The sequence below is a fragment of the Serinicoccus kebangsaanensis genome (assembly GCF_008919445.1).
Classification (GTDB): Bacteria; Actinomycetota; Actinomycetes; order Actinomycetales; family Dermatophilaceae; genus Ornithinicoccus; species Ornithinicoccus kebangsaanensis.
Genome location: NZ_VSLG01000011.1, coordinates 48,507 through 68,851, shown reverse-complemented (window position 1 = coordinate 68,851; position 20,345 = coordinate 48,507). Strand labels below are relative to the sequence as shown.

Below are 20,345 nucleotides of genomic sequence, written 5' to 3'. Positions count from 1 at the left end.
CTCCCGCCTGGCTAACGTCGAGCCATCGATGAGGAGGAGGCGCTGGTATGCGGGTCTGGACCCAGATCGCAGGAGTGCTGCTCGGGGCTGCCCTGCTGGCGTCATGCGCCAGCACCCAGGGAGAAGGGACATCCCCCAAGGACAGGGACACCCCCGGCGCCTCCTCCTCGTCGTCGGCGTCGGACACGACGTCCGAGGGCGCGGCCGGGGCGGAGCAGGAGGGGGCCCCGGCCACGCCCAGCACACCCGTCGCCGGCTCGAACGCGCCCGACGGCTACGTCGAGCTCCGTGGTGAGGGCGCGGACGCCCATGCCGCGATGACCGACGGCGACGGAACGGCGGAGCCACAGCTGCTGCGCGAGCCGCCGCTGCCGGAGGCCTACGAGACTGTGGAGGCGGACGGTCCGAAGTTCGTCCAGCAGATCTGCGGGGTCCAGCTGGACCCGGTCGAACCGAGCGACGCGGCACACCGGCGGTGGGGCGACGAGTCCACCTTCACGCAGGTCACCAGCGAGGTGCATACCTTCGCCGACGACACCGGCGCACAGGTCGCCGAGCAGGTGACCGACGCGGTGCAGGGCTGCGCAGGGTATGCGCTGACCGAGGACGGCGAGGAGGTCGAGCTCGGTGCCGGCGCCTACGACGTCACCGTCGAGGCCGGGCCGGTCGAGGTGGACGGCTGGACCACCTGGACCGAGCGCACCGAGGGCGTCGGCCAGGTCCGCCACTACGCCTTCCGCGCCGTCGACGGGGGCTGGCACTGGGTGGGCTACGGCAACACGACCGGCGCACCGCTGGACCTCGAGCTGTTCGCGTCCGTGCTCCGGCAGGCCGGGTAACCGCCATGAACATCCTCCAGCGGCTGCTGCGGTGGCTGAGAGCGTCCGGGGAGCGCGGTGCGGGGGCGCTGGAGTATGCCGGGATCACCTTGGTCGCGAGCGCCCTCATGGCCTCCGCGGTCACGGCGGTGGCACTCACCCGCCCGGACGTCCTGGGACCCCAGGTGTCCTACCGCATCTGCACCGCCTTCGAGAAGCTGCCCGGAGGCAGCCTCGGCTGCACGCCGCCCGAGGACGTCGTGGCCGGCACCGGTCCGGGTGGCACACCGGTCGAGGAGGACGTCCCCTACGAGGACCACCCCTGGACCTACGACGAGATCACCAGCGGCCCGATGGTCTTCATCGGGGACAGCTACGGCTCCGGGGAGGGCGCGGGCGACTACGACGAGGACACCGACCAGGACCCGTCGTGGTGGGACGAGCTCTGGGGCGACCCGGAGCACAACATGTGCCACCGGTCCGACAACGCCTGGGGTGTCGGCATCGGCGACGAGCACTGGCCGGACAACTACAGCTTCGAGGCGTGCTCCGGCGCCACCACCGAGCAGGTGGAGGGCGACAACCCGGGGAACGACGGCGAGGGCCCGCAGATCGAGAACGTCGACGAGGACACGGCGATGATCTTCGTGTCCATGGGGGGCAACGACGCCGGCTTCTCCGACGTCCTCAAGGAGTGCATCGCCACCGTCTTCGCCAACAACCTGGCGGCCGGCAGCGGCGGCGGGATGCCGATGCCCGGGTCCCGGATGACCTGCGGCGACTACTACGACGGCGACGACCCCGACCACCCGGGTCAGACCCGGCGGGAGGCGATCCTGGCGCACGTCGAGGAGCAGATCCGGCAGATGTACCAGGACCTGCGCGAGGAGATGGAGGACGGCGCGCACATCGTGCACATGGGGTACCCGCAGCTCCTCGACCCCGACTACGTCGGCCTGTTCGAGCCGGACGACGTCGCCTACCTCAACGAGATGAGCAACGACCTCAACGCCGTGATGGCGCGGATCGCCCGCGAGGAGGGGGTCCACTTCATCGACCCGACCGAGGCCTTCGAGGGGCACGGGGTCGGCAGCGACGACCCGTGGATCCTCGGTCTCGGCTTCGGCGACGAGCGGTCGCTGCCACCGGAGTCGTTCCACCCCACCGCGGAGGGCCAGGCGGCGATGCAGGCCCTGGTCCAGGAGTACCTCGACTCGCTGCCCTAGAGTCCTCGACCGCAGAATAGGCGCCATGGACCACCGCACCGCACGCACGATCGCCCTGCTCGCCGGCGCGCTGGCGCTGGCCCTCGTCGGGGTCGCGACGCTGAGGGGCTTCATGCCCGGTGACGCCGAGGGCGCCGCGCGGATGAGCGGGGCGCAGGACACCGGTCTCATCAGCGCTGCCCTCGGCCTCGCGGCGCTGCTCCCGCTGGGTTGGTTCCGGTGGGTCCTCGCCGGGGGCGCCGTGGTCTTCCTCGCCCTGGCCTCCGGCTTCTACGCGGGTCTGTTCACGTGAGCACCCCTGCCCGCGGCACCGTGGCAGACGCCCATCCCGTCCTCGACGGCCACAACGACCTGCCGTGGGCGCTGCGCGAGCTCGTCGGTGCCGAGCGCGCGCTGGACGTGGACCTGCAGGCGGACACCTCGGGACGCGGGCTGCACACCGACCTCGACCGGATGCGGCAGGGCTCGGTGGGGGGGCAGTTCTGGTCCGTCTACGTGCCGTCCTCCCTGCCCGAGGCGGACGCCCTGGTGGCCACCCTGGAGCAGGTCGACCTGGTGCACCTGATGGTCGGACGGTATGCCGACCGGCTGGCCCTCGCGACCAGCGCCGACGAGGTGGAGGAGGCGATGGGGCGTGGCCTGGTCGCGTCGCTGCTGGGCGCCGAGGGTGGGCACTCCCTGGCCGGCTCGCTCGGGGCGCTGCGGTGCCTGCACCGGCTGGGGGTGCGCTACCTCACCCTGACGCACAACCACAACACCGCCTGGGCGGACAGCGCCACCGACCTGCCGGAGCACGGTGGGCTGACCGGCTTCGGCCGCGAGGTCGTGCGGGAGATGAACCGGCTGGGGATGCTGGTCGACCTCTCGCACGTGGCCGCGACCACCATGCGGGACGCGCTGGCGACCTCCACCGCCCCGGTGATCTTCAGCCACAGCAACGCCCAGGCGCTGTGCAGCTCGCCGCGCAACGTGCCGGACGACGTGCTGGAGCAGCTGGCCGCCGGAGGCGGTGTGTGCATGGCGACCTTCGTCCCGCAGTTCGTCGCGGAGGCGTGCTGGGCCTGGAAGGTCGACTCGCGGGAGGCGGCACGGTCCGCCGGCATCGACCCGAACGACCACCCGGCCATGACGGCCTTCAGCCTGGCCCGCCAGCAGGAGCACCCGCGACCGCAGGCCACGCTCGCCCAGGTCGCGGACCACCTGGACCACCTTCGCGAGGTCGCCGGGGTGGACCACGTCGGCCTCGGGGGCGACTTCGACGGCACCGAGCAGGTGGTGCTCGGGCTGGAGGACGTCTCGACCTACCCCGCGTTGCTATCCGAGCTGGGCCGGCGCGGCTGGTCGTCGGCCGACCTGGCCGGGCTGACCCACGGCAACGTGCTCCGCGTCCTGCGCGCCGCCGAGGCGGTCGCGCAGGGCTGACGGACCCGACACCGTCCCGACGACACGCCCGCCGCGAACGGCTCAGGTATGCACGTGCGTACCTGAGCCGTTCTGGCACGGCGTGTGACCGGACGCGAGCGACCGGACGGCGGTCAGAGCCAGGCCGGCAGCTCCGGGAGGGCCTGGCCGTCCGTCCGCGACGGCGGCGACGTCGTCGGGCGGCCGGTGACCCACGCCGCGAGGGCGCGGACGTCGCCCACCACCACCGGTGCGTCCGGGCCGGGCCGCCCGATCTCCCAGCATGCGTCGCCGGCCTGCTCCCGCAGCACCAGGCTCGGGTGGGTCTCGTCGCGCGAGCGCTGCCTGCTCGCGTCCTCCACGAGGGCGCTCGCGACATCGCGCGGGAGGTCCTCGTCGGTCGCGGCGCCGTCGAGGTCGAGGGCGTGCAGGTAGACCTCCCGCACGCGCAGCCAGGGGACGACCGAGGCGGGGATCTCGGTGCCCTGCCGCACCCGCACCCGGGCCTCCCAGTCCTGCTCGCCCAGAGCGGCGAAGGCGTCGTCCAGCTCGCTCGCCGCCCGCTCCGAGCGGGCGCGCACCAGCTGCGCGTCAGAGGCCGCGAGCTCCTCGATGTCGGCGTCCCGCGCCTCGGGCGAGGCATACATCGGGGTCTCGACACCGGTCCTGGCCCAGGTCAGCAGGTTGAGCAGCGCCTCGGCGTTGAGCGCGACGTGCGCCACCACGTGGGAGCGGCTCCACCCGGGCAGGGCCGAGGGTGCGGCCAGGGCCGGATCCTCCAGCGCGGCCAGGGTCGCCTCCCAGAGACGTGTGCCCCCGGTCACCCACGCCAGCGAGACCCCGCGCGAGGGGGCCACGTCAATCCCTCCCGGTGAGGTCCCAGGCGTCCTCGCTGTCCGGCTCGTCGTCGTCCTCGACGTAGCTGCCGCTCACCGGGTCACCGTCGTAGCGGTCGTCGCGCACCGGGGCCGGCCGCGGCCGGTCGCGACCGTCGTCGGCATACCGGCCCTCCTCGCCCTCGTCGCGGTCGTCGACCTCGCTCGGGTCGGCGTCGAAGGGCGTGGTGTCGGTCTCGACCTCCGGTCGTGGGGGGTCCTGGCCCTGCAGCAGGGCCAGCGTCGACTCCAGGTCGTCGGGCTTGACGAGCACGTCGCGTGCCTTGCTGCCCTCCGAGGGCCCGACGATGCCCCGGCTCTCCATCAGGTCCATCAGGCGTCCGGCCTTGGCGAAGCCCACCCGCAGCTTGCGCTGCAGCATCGACGTCGAGCCGAACTGGGTGGTGATGACCTGCTCGGTGGCCTGCAGCAGGAGGTCGAGGTCGTCGCCGATGTCCTCGTCGATCTGCTTCTTCGCCGGGGTCGCGATGACCTCCTCGACATACTTGGGCTTGAGCTGGCCGGTGACGTGCGCGACGACGTCGTGGATCTCGGACTCGGTGACCCAGGAGCCCTGCACCCGCATCGTCTTGCTCGCACCCATCGGCAGGAAGAGCGCGTCACCCATGCCGATGAGCTTCTCCGCGCCGGGCTGGTCCAGCACGACCCGGGAGTCCGCGAGCGAGGAGGTCGCGAACGCCATCCGGCTCGGCACGTTGGCCTTGATCAACCCGGTGACGACGTCCACGCTGGGTCGCTGCGTCGCCAGCACCAGGTGGATGCCGGCGGCCCGGGCGAGCTGGGTGATGCGCACGACCGACTCCTCGACGTCGCGCGGGGCGACCATCATCAGGTCGGCGAGCTCGTCGACCACCACGAGAAGATACGGGTAGGGCGTCAGCTCGCGCTCCGACCCCGGCGGAGGGGTCACCTTGCCGGACCGGATGGCCTTGTTGAAGTCGTCGATGTGCTTGTAGCCGAAGGTCGCGAGGTCGTCGTAGCGGTGGTCCATCTCCTTGACCACCCAGGCGAGCGCCTCGGCCGCCTTCTTGGGGTTGGTGATGATCGGGGTGATGAGGTGCGGGATGCCCTCGTATGCCGTCAGCTCGACCCGCTTGGGGTCGACCAGGATGAGGCGCACCTCGTCGGGGGTCGCGCGCATGAGGATCGAGGTGATCATCGAGTTGACGAAGCTCGACTTGCCCGAGCCGGTGGCGCCCGCGACCAGCATGTGCGGCATCTTGGCCAGGTTGGCGATGACGTAGCCACCCTCGACGTCCTTGCCGACCCCCATGACCATCGGATGGGTGTTGTTGCGTGCCGTCTGGCTGCGCAGCACGTCGCCGAGGCTGACGTTCTCGCGGTCCGCGTTGGGGATCTCGACGCCCACCGCGGACTTGCCGGGGATCGGCGAGAGGATCCGCACGTCGGCGCTGGCGACGGCATACGCGATGTTCTTGGACAGCGCGGTGATGCGCTCGACCTTGACCCCCGGGCCGAGCTCGACCTCGTAGCGCGTCACGGTCGGGCCACGGGTGAAGTCGGTGACCTGGGCGTCGATGTTGAAGTCCTCGAGCACGCCGGTGAGGGCCTCGACGACCTTGTCGTTGGCGTCCGAACGCTCCTTGTGCGGGCTGCCCGCCTTGAGCAGCACGGACTCCGGGAGGGTGTAGGTGACGTCGCCGGCCAGCTGCAGCTGCTCGACCCGCTGCGGGAGCTGTGCGGTGGGCGGTGCCTCCAGGTCCGTCTTGGTCGCCTGCTTCGACTTCTCCACCACGCTCGGCGCCGCGGGACGCTTCTCGCCGGGGCGCAGCGCGGGGATCTCCTCGGTCGACTCCCCGTCCGTGCGCTGGGCGCGGCGCCTGCCGCTCGGCGCGGGCACGTCGCCCGTCGCGTCCGGGTCGGTCGTGGCCCGCCTGCGCGACCTGGAGGAGTCGGCACGCCCCGCCCGGCGCGGCCGGCCTGCGCCGTCCACCTGGGCGGCCTGCTCGAAGGCGACGTCGCCGTCACGCGGTCCGTCGACGTCACCGGCGCCCCGTCGGCCGCGCGGCAGCGGGTTGCCGTCGGCATCGACACGGTCGAAGCGCGCCGAGTCGAAGAGCTGCTGCTCCACCTCACGGATGCGGTCCGGGATCCGGTGCACCGGGGTCCGGGTCAGCACGAGCAGGCCGAAGATCCCCAGCAGGCTGAGCACGATGTAGGCGCCGGTGACCGTGATCGCGGACGCCGGGATCGAGGAGGCGATGAACCCCAGGATGCCGCCCGAGCGCTGCAGCACGCCCGAGCCCTCGGCGTAGTCCGGGTTCCCCGTGGCCAGGTGGGTGATGCCGCTCGCGGAGATCAGCATCGCGGTGGTGCCGATGCTCATCCGGTTCGTGGCCTGCTGCTCCCCCGGGGCGCGGAAGAGGCGCACGGCGAAGAAGAGCAGCACGGCGGGCAGGACCAGCGCGACCCGACCGAAGGTGCCTGCGGCCGCCACGTGGATGACGTCACCGACGTAGCCGTCCAGGCCCCACCACTCTCGCAGCGCCACGACCAGCGCGAGCGCCAGGAGGAGGAATCCCGCTCCGTCACGGCGGTGCTCTGGCTCGAGGTCGTGCGCCGTGTCCGTCATCGCCCGGACGGTGCCCCCGGTGACGCCGGCGATGCCGCGGATCGCCCGACCGGGCAGCGACGGCTCGCCGCCCGCCCTGGCGGATCCGGCCTTGGCGCGGTTGGCGCCCGAGCCGTTCCGGCCCTTGGCAGGCGTCGACCGGCTCGCGGGGCGCCGTGAGGCACCGCCGGAGCCGGCGCGGGTCGTGGAGGTCGCAGTCTTGGCCACGATCGCACCGTACCCAATCATCACGTGCGCCACAGACGTCCCACGCCCGTCGGCATGGATTTCGGTGCCAGCGCCTGCTGCCGGCGGCCTGCCGCTTTTAGACCTCTCTTCTGCACGCCATGGCAGAAGAACCAGTCGTCGAATTCGGTGTCATCCCCGATCTCTGACACCTGTCACTGTGCGGCCTCCCCCGGTGCGCCTAGCGTCGTGGGCATGAACAGCTACGGATCCACGTCGACGCAGGCCCAGCCCGCTGCGGACGGTGCCACCGGGCCGACCGAGGCCTTCGCCGTCGCCCCGCCCCTGCCGACGCCGGGCACGGGCGGGGTCGAGGAGTTGCCCCGCACCGAGCAGCACCCGGACCGCCAGGCGGGTGCCGGCTGCGGTCCGGCAGGGCGCAGGGGCGGCCTGGCGGCAAGCCGGTCACGGGTGGTCAGCTCAGCCCTGCTGATGGGCATGCTGGTCGCCGTCTGGGCACTGAGCGGCGGGGGGCACTTCTGGCCGGTCTGGGCGATGATCGGGTGGAGCTGGTGCCTCCTGCCCGACCTCACCCGCATGGTCGAGGCGCGCTCCGCACCTCGTGCCGCGACCCGGTGAGTACGCTGGCACCCGTGACCCAGCCACCGGACGGACCCCACGACCCCGTCGAGGGGAGCTTCCCGCTCCAGCCCTACCGCCCCAGCACGGAGCTGGACCCGGAGATGCGCAAGCGCGCGCTCGCGCGGATCGAGCAGCGCAAGGAGTTCCGGCAGCACCTGAGCATCTACCTCATCATCATGACGATGCTCACCCTCATCTGGCTGGTGACCTCGGGCTGGGGCGAGTACTTCTGGCCGATCTGGCCGATGATGGGGTGGGGCGTCGGCGTGGCGATCCACGGCGCCTCCCTCGCCCTCGACAAGGAGCCGACGGAGAAGGAGATCGCCGAGGAGGCCGCCCGCCTGCGCAAGCGGCTCGGCCGCCCGGACCACCCCGAGGACTAGGAGCGGGGCTCAGGCGTCGATGACGATGGGGATGATCATCGGGCGCCGACGCAGCTTGTTGCCCACGAAGGAGCCCACCGTCCGGCGGATCACCTGCTGCAGCTGGTGCGTGTCCTGGACACCGTTGCTCCGGGCCTCCTCCAAGGCTGCGACCAGCTTGGGCTGCACCCGCTCGAAGACGTCCTGACCCTCCGCGAACCCTCGGGTCTGGATCTCCGGGCCGGCGGCGATGGCGCCCGTCGAGGAGTCGCGCACCACGATGATCGTGACGAAGCCCTCGTCCCGCAGGATGCGCCGGTCCTTGAGCATCGTCTCGTCCGCCGCGCCGACGAGGGAGCCGTCGACGTAGACATACCCGCAGTCGACGGCGCCGGCCACCCGCGCCCTGCCGTCGACCAGGTCGACCACCACGCCGTCCTCGGCGAGCACGACGTTGTCGCGAGGGACACCGGTCTGCACCGCCAGGTCGGCGTTCGCGACCATGTGCCGCCACTCCCCGTGGACCGGCAGGACGTTGCGCGGCCGGACGATGTTGTAGCAGTAGAGCAGCTCCCCGGCACTCGCGTGGCCGGAGACGTGCACCAGGGCGTTCTCCTTGTGCACCACGTCCGCGCCGCGACGGGTCAGGCCGTTGATCACGCGGTAGACGGCGTTCTCGTTGCCGGGGATGAGGGACGAGGCGAGCAGGACCGTGTCGCCCTCGCCGACGTCGATCTTGTGGTCACCGTTGGCCATGCGGGACAGCGCCGCCATCGGCTCGCCCTGGGAGCCGGTGCAGACGAGCACCTGGTCCTCGTCCGGCAGCTGGGTGAGCCGGTTGAGGTCGATCAGTACCCCGTCCGGGATGCGGAGGTAGCCCAGCTCCGCGGCGATCCCCATGTTGCGGATCATCGAGCGCCCGACCATGGCGACCTTGCGGCCCGACTCCTCGGCGGCGTCGAGCACCTGCTGCACCCGGTGCACGTGCGAGGAGAAGCACGCCACGATGATCCGCCGGCTGGCATTGTGGAACACCCGCTCGATCGCGGGCGCGATCTGCCGCTCCGGCGTGGTGAACCCGGGGACGTGGGCGTTGGTGGAGTCCGTCATGAACAGGTCCACGCCCTCCTCCCCCAGCCGGGCGAAGGCGCGCAGGTCCGTGATCCGGCCGTCCAACGGGAGCTGGTCCATCTTGAAGTCGCCGGTGTGCAGGATGGTGCCGCCAGCGGTGCGGATGAAGACCGCGAGCGCGTCCGGGATGGAGTGGTTGACGGCCACGAACTCGCAGTCGAAGGGCCCCAGCTGCTCGCGACCGCCCTCGGTCACGCCCAGCGTCAACGGGGTGATCCGGTGCTCCTTGAGCTTGGCCTCGATGAGCGCGAGCGTGAGCTGCGACCCGACCAGCGGGATGTCCGGCTTGAGCCGCAGCAGGTAGGGCACGGCGCCGATGTGGTCCTCGTGGCCGTGGGTGAGGACGATCGCCACGACGTCGTCCAGCCGGTCCTCGATCGGGCTGAAGTCGGGAAGGATCAGGTCGACCCCGGGGTGGTGCTCCTCCGGGAAGAGCACGCCGCAGTCCACCACGAGGAGCTTGCCGGCGTGCTCGATCACGGCCATGTTGCGCCCGACCTCACCCAGCCCGCCGAGCGGGATCACGCGGACGCCCCCGTCCTGCAGGGGCGGGGGCGCGGTCAGCTCGGGATGGGGGTGACTCATGGCGCACAGGGTAGCCGGAGGGGTCGGCGTCGCCCGCAGGGCGTGAGGTCTGCCAGGCTCCTGCCCATGGGTCTGCTCCTGGCGCTGGGCGCGGCGGTCGCCTACGGCCTCTCCGACTTCGTGGGCGGCGTGGCGTCCCGGCGCAGCTCGCCGTGGCCGGTCGCGGTCATGTGCGCCGTCGGTGGGCTCCTCGGGGCGATCGCGATCGCCGTCCTCACGAGCGGGGACCCGACCGCGCCGGACCTGGCCTGGGGCGCGCTGGCGGGGGTCGGCAGCGGGCTCGGTGGCGCGTTCCTCTACCGCGGCCTGGCCACCGGACGCATGGGGGTCGTGGCACCCATCTCGGCGGTGGGGGCGGCGGTGCTGCCGGTGGCCGTGGCGCTGGTCTCGGGCGAGCGACCCGGCGTGCTCGTGTGGTGCGGCATCGTCGCCGCCCTGCCGGGCATCTGGCTCGTGAGCCGCGAGCCCGGGCACGGGCGACGGCTCGCCGGCGGGATCCTGGACGGGGCGCTCGCCGGTCTCGGGTTCGGCCTGCTCTTCGCCGCCATCGGGCAGGTGCCCGACGGCGCGGGCTACTGGCCGTTGGCGGTGACCCAGGCGTTCGCCCTGGTCAGCGTGATCCTCGCGGCCTCGTTGCTGCGCGGGAGCTGGAGGCCGAGGACGAGGGTCGAGGTCGGAGGAGGCCTGCTCGCCGGCGTGCTGGCGACGCTCGCCGCCCTGGGGTTCCTGCTGTCCACCCAGGCCGGCCTGATGACCGTGGCCGCCGTCCTGACCTCGCTCTACCCGGCGGTCACCGTCCTCCTGGCGGCCGCCGTGCTGCGGGAGCGGATCGGCACCGGCCAGGGCGTCGGCCTGGCCTTCTGTGCCCTCTGCGTGGGGCTCGTCGCCGCCGGTTGAGCTAGGTGGCCTGCGGCCCTCACTGGTCAGCCGGAGGGCCGGTGGCTGCCCTCGCGGTTGGTGGTCCAGCGCAGCTCACGCTCGGGGGCGTAGCTGCAGTAGAACCCGGTGTGGACCGAGTGGCGCAGGTGCCTGCCGAGGGCAGGATGGGACTTCTCGATTCGACGCAGTGCATCGGTGACCCGGCGGTAGATCGCCTTGCGCGCCCTCTCCGCCGGATCGTTGATCGTCCGCGAGCGTCCCCCGATCCCGTAGGCAGCGGTGAGTTCGTGGACGAGCCAGTCGCGTTCCTCCACGAGCCGCTCCGGCGAGCCACCACTCAGGCGGGCCTCCCCGATCGACTCATCGAGCTGGACCAGCCTGCGTCGGTAGCGAGAGCGGGCCTCGTCGTCGATCACGGGTTGTGCCGTTCCGGACGGTGTGGTCATGACACCGCCCTCCTGCGGCCGGCCGGCCTCGTGCGCCCGGCCGGCGTGGTGCGGCCCCGCCCAGAGGTCGAGCACGTGCCGCTCTCGACCTGGGTCCGAGAGCAGCACGCCGAGGTCGTGCATCCCCTTGCTGTCGCGCACGGCCACGACCTGGTCCTCGAAGGCGAGCGTCCAGTACTCGCCATCCTGTCGGAAGATGTGCTCTGGCTCACCCGTGGCCGCGGTCGGCGCATCAGCGGGCGGCTCCAGGGCGACCGTGGTGACGAAGATCTCCTCGGTCTGCCCCGTCAGGAGCACCCGGCGTTCATCGATGAAGGTCATGCCCGACCCAGGCACGACATCTCTGACGGTTGCGGTGGCCGCGACGTGTCCGGGTTCGACGTGCTGGAGCAGCGCGCCAGGGACGTGCGACGCGGACCCACCGACAGCCTGACCCCCGATCTCGCACTCCCCTGTATGCACCGCGGCTCGCAAGACCATCTCGGCCTCTCGCGCAGCGTCGACGAGGTCGAGGGCGCACCGCACCGCGTGAGTGGCCGAGTCGAAGCGGACGACCACCTCTCCCGTCATCGTGGTGGCCTCCGTGCCGCGCCATCGCCTGGCGTAACGCCTGACCATGGCTGCGGCCTGCTGCCCGTGCGCATCCGTGGCGAGCAGGGTGACCACACGGTGATCCACCAGCACGTGAGGGACCGGGACATCGAGGAAGTCGCGCATCGCTTCCACCACGGACGCGGCATCACCGATGTAGGGCAGGTGGCCCACGCCGGGGAGCTCCACCAGACGAGCATCCGGGATGCTCGAGGCTATGCGTCGGGCGCTGCTGGTCGGCACGACGGAGTCGCCGGACCGGTGGAGCACCAGTGTCGGCACCTTCACCGCGGGCAGGAGCTCGCTGATGTCGTAGCGCGTCGCCGTCTCCATGAACTGCACCACCGCGTCCCGGCTGAGCGAGAGCCGCTGCTGCCTGGCGAACCACGAGATGTAGTCGGCGTCACCGACGGCTGACGGGGCGATCAGCCGCACCTGAGCCACGGCTCCTTGTTCGGTCCCCCAATGGTGGAAGACCGGACCGAAGGCCGCCTCGTACTGCTCGGCATCGAAGATGCCCCACGGGTGGGCAGTGTCCCGGAGCAGACGCGAGATACCCCCGTAGAGGATGAGCTTCTCGGTGCGACGGGGGTGGAGAGTGGCGAACAGGGCGGCCAGGGCACAGCCCTCGGACACCCCGAACAATGAGGCGCGCGGCGAACCGACGGCGTCCAGCACGGCGAGCACGTCCTGGACCCGCTCGTCCAGCGTCGGCGAGAGGTGGCGGTCGCCACGATCGGACAGGCCGCACCCACGCCGGTCGAACAGGATCAGCCTGCTGAAGCCGGAGAGCTGCCCGAGCATGTCTGCCAGCGACGGCTGCTCCCACTTGACCTCGAGGTGCGTCATCAACCCGAACGCCCACACGAGGTCGACCGGGCCGGTCCCGAACGTCTGGTAGGCGATCTCGGCGTCCCCGGCGCGCGTGTAGTGCGTCTCCGGCGTGTCCATCACGACGTCTCCACCACTCATGGTGCCACGTGGCCGCTGTCGCGACGAGTCTCGTCGCGGTGCGACGCATGGGGTGGCGCCTTCATCCGTACGAGCACAGGAGTCACGAGGAGGAGACCATGCCCGCCACCCAGGCCCCGGCGATGGAGAAGGTCGCGATCGGTGACCACGAGCTGGCCTACCGGGAGGTCGGGGCTGGGCCACCCGTCGTCCTCGTCCACGGTGGTCTCAGCGCCGAGATGCTTGCTCCCGTCCAACACGCCGTCGCCCTCTCCGGTTGCCGTCGTGTGCTCTATCACCGGCAGGGACACGGCCAGAGCCCCCGTGCCCAACAGGTGCGACCCCTGACGCTGGACGATCAGGGCGCCGACCTCGTCGGTCTGCTCGATCACCTCGACATCGGGGCCGCACACCTGGTCGGCCACTCGCTCGGAGCGCTCGTCGCCCTGACGGCCGCCGCGTCCCACGCCGACCGAGTGGCCTCGCTCTGCCTCCTCGAACCCCCTGTCCCTTTGTCGCACCCGGCAGGTGTGCAGTGGTTGCGGTCGGTCCTTCCGGCGGCGGAGAAGTACGTCGCGGGCGATGTCGAGGGTGCCGTCTCCGGTTTCTACGACGCAACCCTCCAGCCCGGGTGGCGCGCACGCATGGACCGCGTTGCCCCGGACGCCTTCCGTGACTCGGTGGACGGCGCGGCCATGGCCTTCGGGTCGGACCTCCCCGGACTGACGTGGGACGACGGCCTCACCGCCGATCAGATGGCGGCTGTCCGCTGCCCGGTGCGCACAGTTGTCGGGACCGACACCCGCCCCGTGTTCCGTGCCGCCCCGGACGTTCTGCAGACGTGGTTCCCGTGGTGCGACAGCGTCGACGTTCCGGATGCCGACCACATGCTGGCCCTGCAGGCACCGGACCCGGTGGCGGCAGCCGTTGCCGACATCGTCCACGGCATCGAGACGAGCAGGTGCGAACGATCGTGACGCACAGCCGGACCCACGAGGTCACCACCGACGACGCGGTCACCATCCGCGCGACTGTGGAGGGCAGCGGGCCTTCTCTGGTCCTTCTTCAGGGCGTGATGGGCGACGGCGACCTCGACTGGCGGTCCCTGCTACCGCACCTCACGGACTGCTTCACCTGTCATCTGCCCAGCATGCGCGGTCGTGGTCGTAGCGACACCCATCCGAACCTGCGGATCGACCGGGTCGGCAGGGACTACGCCACCTACGTCGAGAGCCTGGGAGAGCCGACCCGGCTGGTCGGGTGGTCCGCCGGCGCTGGGCACGCGCTCTCGCTCTCGGCGCGGCTCGACGCAGTCGTGGCGACTGCCCTGTACGAGCCGCTCGTCAGCTCGTTGATGGACCAGGACGAGCGCCAGGACCTCATGCAGGCCCTGGCGCAAGGCCAAGCACTCGTCCAGGATGGTGATCTGGCGGGGGCGATGCGCGCCTTCGCCGCCCACCCCTTCACCCAGGCTGACCTGGCAGCTGCTGACGACGTGGGCTACTTCGAGGCTGCCGGTGCCTACTCACCCCATGTGTTGGAGGTCTTCCGCCAGGTGTCGACGTACGACGGCCCGAGGCCCGAGGACCCCGAGACACTCGGTGCCATCACCTCCCCGCTGCTGGTGCTGCATGGCGCCGAGACGGGGCCGTTCTTCACGCAGTGCGCTCGTCATGTCGTCGCGCACCTCGCCGTGGCGCGGATCCACGCTGTCCCTGGTGCCGGCCACGCCGGCCCGTTGACGCATCCCCGTGCAGTGGCCGAGGAGCTCCGCGGATTCTTCGATGCCGTTGACGCTCGTGGCTGAGACAGCCTGTCGGCGATCGCGCCTACAGTGGTCGCATGCAGGCATACCTCGACCTCCTGGAGCGGATCCGCAGCGAGGGGGTGCGCAAGGAGGATCGCACCGGCACGGGGACGTTGTCGGTCTTCGGCCACCAGATGCGCTTCGACCTGACCGAGGGGTTCCCGGCGCTGACGACCAAGAAGCTGCACCTGCGCTCCATCATCGGCGAGCTCATCTGGTTCCTCCGCGGCGACACCAACGTGCGCTGGCTGCAGGAGCGCAAGATCACCATCTGGGACGAGTGGGCCGACGAGCAGGGGGACCTCGGGCCCGTCTACGGCCACCAGTGGCGCTCCTGGCCGACCCCGGACGGCGGCACGATCGACCAGATCCAGCGGCTCGTCGCGGGGCTGCGGAGCGACCCCGACTCGCGGCGCCACATCGTCACCGCCTGGAACGTCGCCGACGTGGACTCGATGGCCCTGCCGCCGTGCCACACCCTCTTCCAGTTCTACGTCGCGCCCGCGGCCCCGGGCGACGAGGACCAGCGCGGCTGGCTGTCCTGCCAGCTCTACCAGCGCAGCGCCGACACCTTCCTCGGCGTCCCCTTCAACATCGCCTCCTACGCCCTGCTGACGCACATGGTGGCGCAGGTGACCGACCTGCGGGCCAAGGACTTCGTGCACACGCTGGGTGACGCGCACCTCTACACCAACCACCTCGACCAGGCCGCGGAGCAGCTGACCAGGACGCCGGGGCCGTTGCCGAGCCTCTGGCTGAACCCCGAGGTCACGATGATCGACGGCTTCGAGCTCGAGGACGTCGAGGTCCGGGACTACGTCGCCGCCCCGACGATCAAGGCCCCGATCGCGGTATGACCTCGCGCTCCCCGGAGGTCGCGCCCGGCGAGATCGCGCGTGACCGGGGTGGTCAGGGTGCTGCCGACGCCCGGCTCGTCCCCGCCACCTACGTCGTGCTGCAGCGAGACGGCGCGCACGGCACCGAGGTGCTGCTGCAGCTGCGGCGCGGGACCCCCTACATGGACGGCTGGTGGGCCTGCGGGGCCGCCGGGCACGTCGAGCCGGGCGAGAGCTTCTGGCAGGCCGGGATCCGCGAGGCCGCAGAGGAGATGGGAGTCGGGGTCACGGTGCAGGACCTGTCGCACCTCGCCACGCTGCACCGCACCTGCGCCCTCCCCGACCCCGTCGAGCAGCGTGTCGACGTCTTCGTCAGCGCACGCACGTGGGCCGGCGAGCCGCACGTGGCCGAGCCCGAGCGGGCGCAGGAGATGCGGTGGTGGCCCCTGGACGCGCTCCCGGAGCGGGTGGTCCCGCACGAGCGTCGGGCGCTGGACGCGCTGCGCGCGGGACGGGTCGGGTCCCTGCTGACCCACGGCTTCGACCAGACCCTGACGCTGATCGCCGCGGTAGGGCGGGGCGGCGTGATCGGCGACGGCGACTCGATGCCGTGGCACCTGCCCGCGGACCTCCGCTTCTTCAAGCAGACCACGATGGGCGGGGTGCTCGTCATGGGGCGAGGCACCTGGGACTCCATCGGGCGGGCGCTGCCCGGGCGGCGCACGATCGTCGTCACCCGGCAGCGTGACTGGACGGCGCCGGGGGCCGAGGTCGCCCACTCCCTCCCGGAGGCCCTCCTCATGGCGGGCGACCACGAGGTCTTCGTCGCCGGCGGCGGCCAGATCTACGCCCAGACCATCCAGCACGCCCACCGGCTGGTGCTGACCGAGGTCGACCTCGCGCCGGAGGGCAGCACCCGCTTCCCCGAGGTCGACCCGGCGGTGTGGCGTGAGTCCTCGCGGCTCCCGGGCGAGGGCGAGGTCGCCGCCTGGGTCACCTGGGAGCGGCGCTGAGACGCCGACCTCGCCGTCGGTCCCGTGAGAATCAGGGCAGGTGCCGACTCCCACGGGACCTTTCGACGAGAGGCTGACCATCCCGGCGTAGTCTCGCGCAGGTGAAGCCCAGCGACCTGACCAAGCTCCGCACGCTCTCCTCCCCCACGGTGCACCCGGACGGGCGGGACGCCGTCTTCGTCGTCAGCCGCCCCGACGTCGACGACAACCGCTACCGCGCCGACCTGTGGCGGCTGGACCTCACCGAGGACGACGCCGAGCCCCACCGGCTGACGCGGTCGACGCGCGACTCGGCACCGGCATACTCCCCCGACGGCAGCCGGCTCGCCTTCCTGCGTGCGGGTGAGGACGGTCCTCCGCAGCTGCACGTCATGGCCGCCGACGGCGGGGACGCCCGCACGCTCACCGACACAGCGCTGGGCGTGAGCTCCTTCGCCTGGTCGCCAGACGGCACCCAGATCGCGTATGCCGCCCGCGTCCCCGAGGAGGGCCGCTACGGCACCGACGACGACATCAAGCCGGACCAGGAGGCTCCTCGACTGATCGAGCACAGCACCTACCGGGCGGACGGTCTGGGCTACGTCCTGGACCGGCCGAGCTCGATCTTCCTCCTGGACCTCTCCGAGCTCGGCGACGCCGACGACGAGGTCCCGAGCAGCAACCGGCTCACGCCCGGCGCAGGTGACGACACCGCCCCGGTCTTCCTGCACGGCGGGTCCCGCGTCGCCTTCGTCGCCTCCCGCGACCGCCGCGGCGCCTGGACGCCGGACACCCTCGTGAGCGACGTGTGCTCGGTGGACCTGCGCGGCAGGACGTTCCGCCGGCACACCGACGGCACCAGCTCGGTAGGTGGAGTGCACGTGGGGCGGGACGGCACCGCCGTCTACGGCGCGGCCGACCTCGGTCCCTCCAAGCAGGACTTCGTCGCCCGCAACGCCGTCCTGCGTCGGGTGGACGGCCCGGGCGTGGCGCTCACCGACGCCGAGACCGACCACCTCGCCTGCCCCCCGGTGATCACGGCGGACGGCCGCGTCCTGGCGGCGCTCGAGCACCGTGGTGACACGCTCGTCCGCGACCTGTCCACCGACGAGGTGCTGCTGGACGGCAACGTGACGGTGACCGGTCTGGCCAGCGGTGCCGACGTCGTCGTCGCGGTCGCGGGCACGCGGGCGTCCTTCTCCGAGCTCTTCGTCGGCCGCCCGGGCGAGCAGCTCACCCAGCGCACCGACTTCGCCAGCCACCTCACCGGCACCGCCGCACCCCTGGAGCCGGAGGAGCTGAACGCCACCTCCGGCGACGGCTACCCGGTGCACGGCTGGCTCGTCCGCCCCGCGAAGAAGGCGCGTCGCAAGGCGGGTCACCCGGTCGTGCTGATGATCCACGGGGGGCCGTACACGCAGTACTCGGGCAACCTCTTCGACGAGGCCCAGGTGCTGGCCGGCGCGGGGTATGCCGTCGTCATGGCCAACCCGCGCGGCGGCTCCGGCTACGGCGCCGCCCACGGGCGGGCGGTCAAGGAGGCGATCGGCACGGTCGACGTCGCCGATCTCACCGCCCTGCTGGACCACGCGCTCACCCTGCCCGGGCTCGACAGCGGTCGGGTCGGGGTGCAGGGCGGGTCCTACGGCGGCCTCATGACCACCTGGCTGGTCGGGCACACCGACCGCTTCTCCGCCGCGATCAGCGAGCGGGCGGTCAACGCCTGGGACTCCTTCGCCGGCACCAGCGACATCGGCTGGTTCTTCGCGGACGAGTATGCCGGTGCCTACCAGCACGAGCAGTCGCCCCTGACGTGGGCGGACAAGATCACGACGCCCACGCTCATCATCCACTCCGAGCGGGACTTCCGCTGCCCCCTGGAGCAGGGACAGCGGCTGTTCGCGCGGCTGCGGCGCAACGGTGTCCCGACCAAGCTGCTCATCTTCCCCGGCGAGGGGCACGAGCTCACCCGGTCGGGCCAGCCTCGGCACCGGATGCAGCGGTTCGAGCACATCCTCGACTGGTGGGGCGAGCACCTGTGAGCGCTCGCGACCTGAGCGACCTTCCGTGGCCACGGCGGACGCAACGGTTGCTGCTCCGTCCGCCCCTCGCCGAGGACGCTGCGGCGGTCTTCGCCTACCGCAGCCTGCCCGAGACCGCCCAGTGGCTCTCCGGACGCCCGACGGATCAGGCCGCGCACGCCCGCGTCTTCGCGCAGCGGTCCGGCGGGACCCTGGTCGTCGAGGCTTTCGGCGAGATCGTCGGGGACCTCCTGCTGGCCGTCGAGGACGCGTGGTCGCAGGCGGAGGTGGAGGAGCAGGCGGCCCGGAGCCAGGCGATGCTGGGCTGGGTCTTCGCCCCGAAGCACCAGGGCAAGGGCTATGCGACCGAGGCGGTGCGTGAGCTCATCACCATTGCCTTCGAGCTCGGGGTGCGGCGGGTGTACGCCGACGCCTTTGCCGACAACCCGGCCTCCGCCCGTGTCATGACCAAGGTCGGCATGCGCCAGGAAGCGCGGCACGTCAAGGAGTCCCTGCACCGCGACGGCACCTGGCGCGACAGCGTCAGCTTCGCGCTGCTGGCCGAGGAGGCGTGATCCGCCGGTCAGCCGGGCTGCGTATCTGAGCGCGCCCCGAGTCCCTCCTCAGGGCGAGGAGGTGTGCTATGCGACGACACCTGGTCACGGCCACGCTGTTCCTGGCGCTCGCGGGCTGCGGGAGCACGGACGACACCGGCCCCACGAGCAGTGAGGGCTCCGGCCCCGAGGAGTCCTCGTCCGGGGGCGGGGACTCCGAGGAGCAGTCCTCGTCCGGAGGAGGAGGCTCCTCAGGCTCGTCCGGCGGCGGGGGCGACACCTCCGGTGGCGACGGTGGGTCGGCCGGTGGCGACGGTGGGTCGGCCGGTGGCGACGGCGGCTCGTCCGGGGACGGGGACGAGGAGACGGGAGAGACCCTCGCCGACGGCGCCGACGCGGTGCTCGACCTCGCCTTCGGCCGCCTGGACGCCGCGACCTACGACGGGCGGTCCCAGTGCCTGCTGGACACCGACGACGTGGAGGGCCAGGCCGGGCTGCGGCCCGCCAACAGAGCGCTCATGCTGGCGGACCGGCAGGACATCTGGACCGTCTGCCTCACCTCGGTCCAGGCACCGGACGGGGCGACCCTCACGGTGACCGACCCCGCCGGCACCACCTGGGGCTCCGGGACGCTGGTCCCGCTCGACGACGTCGAGCCCGAGCGCAACCTCGGCTACGGCCAGACCGGCACGCAGGCGCGCGGGCTCTCCGTCTCGGACGGGAGCACGCTGTGGCCGGTCGGCCACACCTACCGACGGACGGCACCCGACGGCACCACCCGCCACGTCTCCACGGCCTACCTGGCGCTCCCCGACCAGCGACCGGGCGGTGCGTGGACGATCGCCGTCACCGACGGCGCAGGCACCCACCAGCTGCCACTGGAGTCGCCCACGTGCGGCGCCTCCACCACAGCCACCCGCAGCCCGTGGCCGATCGAACCCGGGCTGCGGGTCGTCACCTTCACCGAGGAGCGCCAGTGGCACGAGGCCGACGACCAGGAGGCCCTGCTGGCCGGCTTCAGTGCCGTCGAGCACTGCCTCGCGGCGCCGCCGGTCCTCGGCCAGACCTGGGAGGAGGCCGGAGCGGTCCTGGCCGACGCAGGGCAGGCGGCCGGGCTGCCGGGGAGCGAGCTGACGACATCGGTGAGCTGCGGGACAGATCCCGAGCGGGTGACCCGTCAGTCGCCGGTGCCGAACGGCATCCTCGGCGGTCCGGTGAACCTCGAGGTCCGGCTCCCCTGCCCCCCGATGCCCGACCTGGTGGGGATGACCGTGGCCCAGTCCGAGCAGGCACTCGCCGGCATGGCCGACCCGCCCTACACGGTGACGGCGACGGTCTCGACCGGGTGCTCCGGCGCGGACGCCGTCGTCGCGCGGACCTACCCCGCGGCGGGTGACACGGCATACCGCAGCGGTGGCTCCGAGCTGGTCGTGGACCTGTCCTGCTGAG

General features: G+C 72.0%; 19 protein-coding genes. 14 read left to right on the top strand and 5 right to left on the bottom strand.

Annotated features, from left to right (window positions below):
• Positions 1-47 precede the first annotated feature (47 nt).
• From FXF60_RS12045 to FXF60_RS12030, 4 genes are read left to right on the top strand one after another with little or no spacing between them, the layout of a single operon-like run.
• Positions 48-839, top strand: coding sequence for a hypothetical protein (locus FXF60_RS12045; protein WP_151526219.1), 792 nt, complete (start codon positions 48-50; stop codon positions 837-839).
• Positions 840-844: 5 nt separating this feature from the next.
• Complete coding sequence (locus FXF60_RS12040; RefSeq protein WP_151526218.1) at positions 845-2,044, top strand: SGNH/GDSL hydrolase family protein; 1,200 nt, start codon at positions 845-847, stop codon at positions 2,042-2,044.
• Positions 2,045-2,069: 25 nt separating this feature from the next.
• Complete coding sequence (locus FXF60_RS12035; RefSeq protein WP_151526217.1) at positions 2,070-2,336, top strand: hypothetical protein; 267 nt, start codon at positions 2,070-2,072, stop codon at positions 2,334-2,336.
• Complete coding sequence (locus FXF60_RS12030; RefSeq protein ID WP_238335835.1) at positions 2,333-3,466, top strand: dipeptidase; 1,134 nt, start codon at positions 2,333-2,335, stop codon at positions 3,464-3,466. The genes FXF60_RS12035 and FXF60_RS12030 overlap by 4 nt, the downstream gene beginning before the upstream one ends.
• A 113-nt stretch (positions 3,467-3,579) precedes the next feature.
• Here the strand turns inward: FXF60_RS12030 and FXF60_RS12025 are convergent, their stop codons facing one another.
• The 3 genes from FXF60_RS12025 to FXF60_RS16580 form a co-directional block, all read right to left on the bottom strand.
• A complete protein-coding gene (locus FXF60_RS12025) occupies positions 3,580-4,302 on the bottom strand; it encodes a maleylpyruvate isomerase family mycothiol-dependent enzyme (protein WP_192796722.1) in 723 nt (240 codons plus the stop codon).
• A gap of 1 nt (position 4,303) precedes the next feature.
• Positions 4,304-6,934 carry an FtsK/SpoIIIE family DNA translocase gene (locus tag FXF60_RS12020; RefSeq protein WP_192796726.1) on the bottom strand — a complete coding sequence of 877 codons (2,631 nt, stop codon included), beginning with the start codon at positions 6,932-6,934 and terminating at the stop codon, positions 4,304-4,306.
• Positions 6,935-7,161: 227 nt separating this feature from the next.
• Positions 7,162-7,311, bottom strand: coding sequence for a hypothetical protein (locus FXF60_RS16580; RefSeq protein ID WP_192796721.1), 150 nt, complete (start codon positions 7,309-7,311; stop codon positions 7,162-7,164).
• Between the two features lie 43 nt (positions 7,312-7,354).
• Here FXF60_RS16580 and FXF60_RS12015 point away from each other — a divergent pair, with 43 nt between their 5' ends.
• Both FXF60_RS12015 and FXF60_RS12010 read left to right on the top strand, forming a co-directional pair.
• Complete coding sequence (locus FXF60_RS12015; RefSeq protein WP_151526214.1) at positions 7,355-7,738, top strand: 2TM domain-containing protein; 384 nt, start codon at positions 7,355-7,357, stop codon at positions 7,736-7,738.
• Positions 7,739-7,752: 14 nt separating this feature from the next.
• On the top strand, positions 7,753-8,124 hold the full coding sequence (locus FXF60_RS12010) for a 2TM domain-containing protein (RefSeq protein ID WP_151526213.1): 372 nt from the start codon (positions 7,753-7,755) through the stop codon (positions 8,122-8,124).
• A gap of 9 nt (positions 8,125-8,133) precedes the next feature.
• On the opposite strand, the gene FXF60_RS12005 is transcribed toward FXF60_RS12010, so the two are convergent.
• The gene (locus FXF60_RS12005; RefSeq protein ID WP_151526212.1) at positions 8,134-9,819 is read right to left on the bottom strand and encodes a ribonuclease J; all 1,686 of its coding nucleotides are present in this window, start codon (positions 9,817-9,819) and stop codon (positions 8,134-8,136) included.
• A 66-nt stretch (positions 9,820-9,885) separates the two neighbouring features.
• On the opposite strand from FXF60_RS12005, the gene FXF60_RS12000 reads away from it, so the two are divergent.
• Positions 9,886-10,716: a DMT family transporter gene (locus tag FXF60_RS12000; RefSeq protein ID WP_151526211.1), complete on the top strand. Its 831-nt coding sequence runs from the start codon at positions 9,886-9,888 to the stop codon at positions 10,714-10,716.
• Positions 10,717-10,742: 26 nt separating this feature from the next.
• On the opposite strand, the gene FXF60_RS11995 is transcribed toward FXF60_RS12000, so the two are convergent.
• Positions 10,743-12,707 carry an alpha/beta fold hydrolase gene (locus FXF60_RS11995; protein WP_151526210.1) on the bottom strand — a complete coding sequence of 655 codons (1,965 nt, stop codon included), beginning with the start codon at positions 12,705-12,707 and terminating at the stop codon, positions 10,743-10,745.
• Between the two features lie 98 nt (positions 12,708-12,805).
• On the opposite strand from FXF60_RS11995, the gene FXF60_RS11990 reads away from it, so the two are divergent.
• The 7 genes from FXF60_RS11990 (at position 12,806) to FXF60_RS16575 (ending at position 20,344) form a co-directional block, all read left to right on the top strand.
• Positions 12,806-13,663: an alpha/beta fold hydrolase gene (locus FXF60_RS11990; RefSeq protein WP_192796720.1), complete on the top strand. Its 858-nt coding sequence runs from the start codon at positions 12,806-12,808 to the stop codon at positions 13,661-13,663.
• Entirely contained in the window at positions 13,660-14,493 is an 834-nt protein-coding gene (locus FXF60_RS11985) for an alpha/beta fold hydrolase (RefSeq protein WP_151526208.1), read from the top strand. Before FXF60_RS11990 ends, FXF60_RS11985 begins: the two co-directional genes overlap by 4 nt.
• Before the next feature lie 35 nt (positions 14,494-14,528).
• Complete coding sequence (locus FXF60_RS11980; RefSeq protein WP_151526207.1) at positions 14,529-15,350, top strand: thymidylate synthase; 822 nt, start codon at positions 14,529-14,531, stop codon at positions 15,348-15,350.
• Positions 15,347-16,342 carry a dihydrofolate reductase gene (locus FXF60_RS11975; RefSeq protein ID WP_151526206.1) on the top strand — a complete coding sequence of 332 codons (996 nt, stop codon included), beginning with the start codon at positions 15,347-15,349 and terminating at the stop codon, positions 16,340-16,342. Before FXF60_RS11980 ends, FXF60_RS11975 begins: the two co-directional genes overlap by 4 nt.
• Positions 16,343-16,443: 101 nt before the next feature.
• Entirely contained in the window at positions 16,444-18,363 is a 1,920-nt protein-coding gene (locus FXF60_RS11970; protein ID WP_151526205.1) for a S9 family peptidase, read from the top strand.
• Entirely contained in the window at positions 18,360-18,917 is a 558-nt protein-coding gene (locus tag FXF60_RS11965) for a GNAT family N-acetyltransferase (RefSeq protein ID WP_238335834.1), read from the top strand. The genes FXF60_RS11970 and FXF60_RS11965 overlap by 4 nt, the downstream gene beginning before the upstream one ends.
• Before the next feature lie 68 nt (positions 18,918-18,985).
• On the top strand, positions 18,986-20,344 hold the full coding sequence (locus FXF60_RS16575) for a hypothetical protein (RefSeq protein WP_192796718.1): 1,359 nt from the start codon (positions 18,986-18,988) through the stop codon (positions 20,342-20,344).
• The last annotated feature ends 1 nt before the right edge of the window (position 20,345 follow it).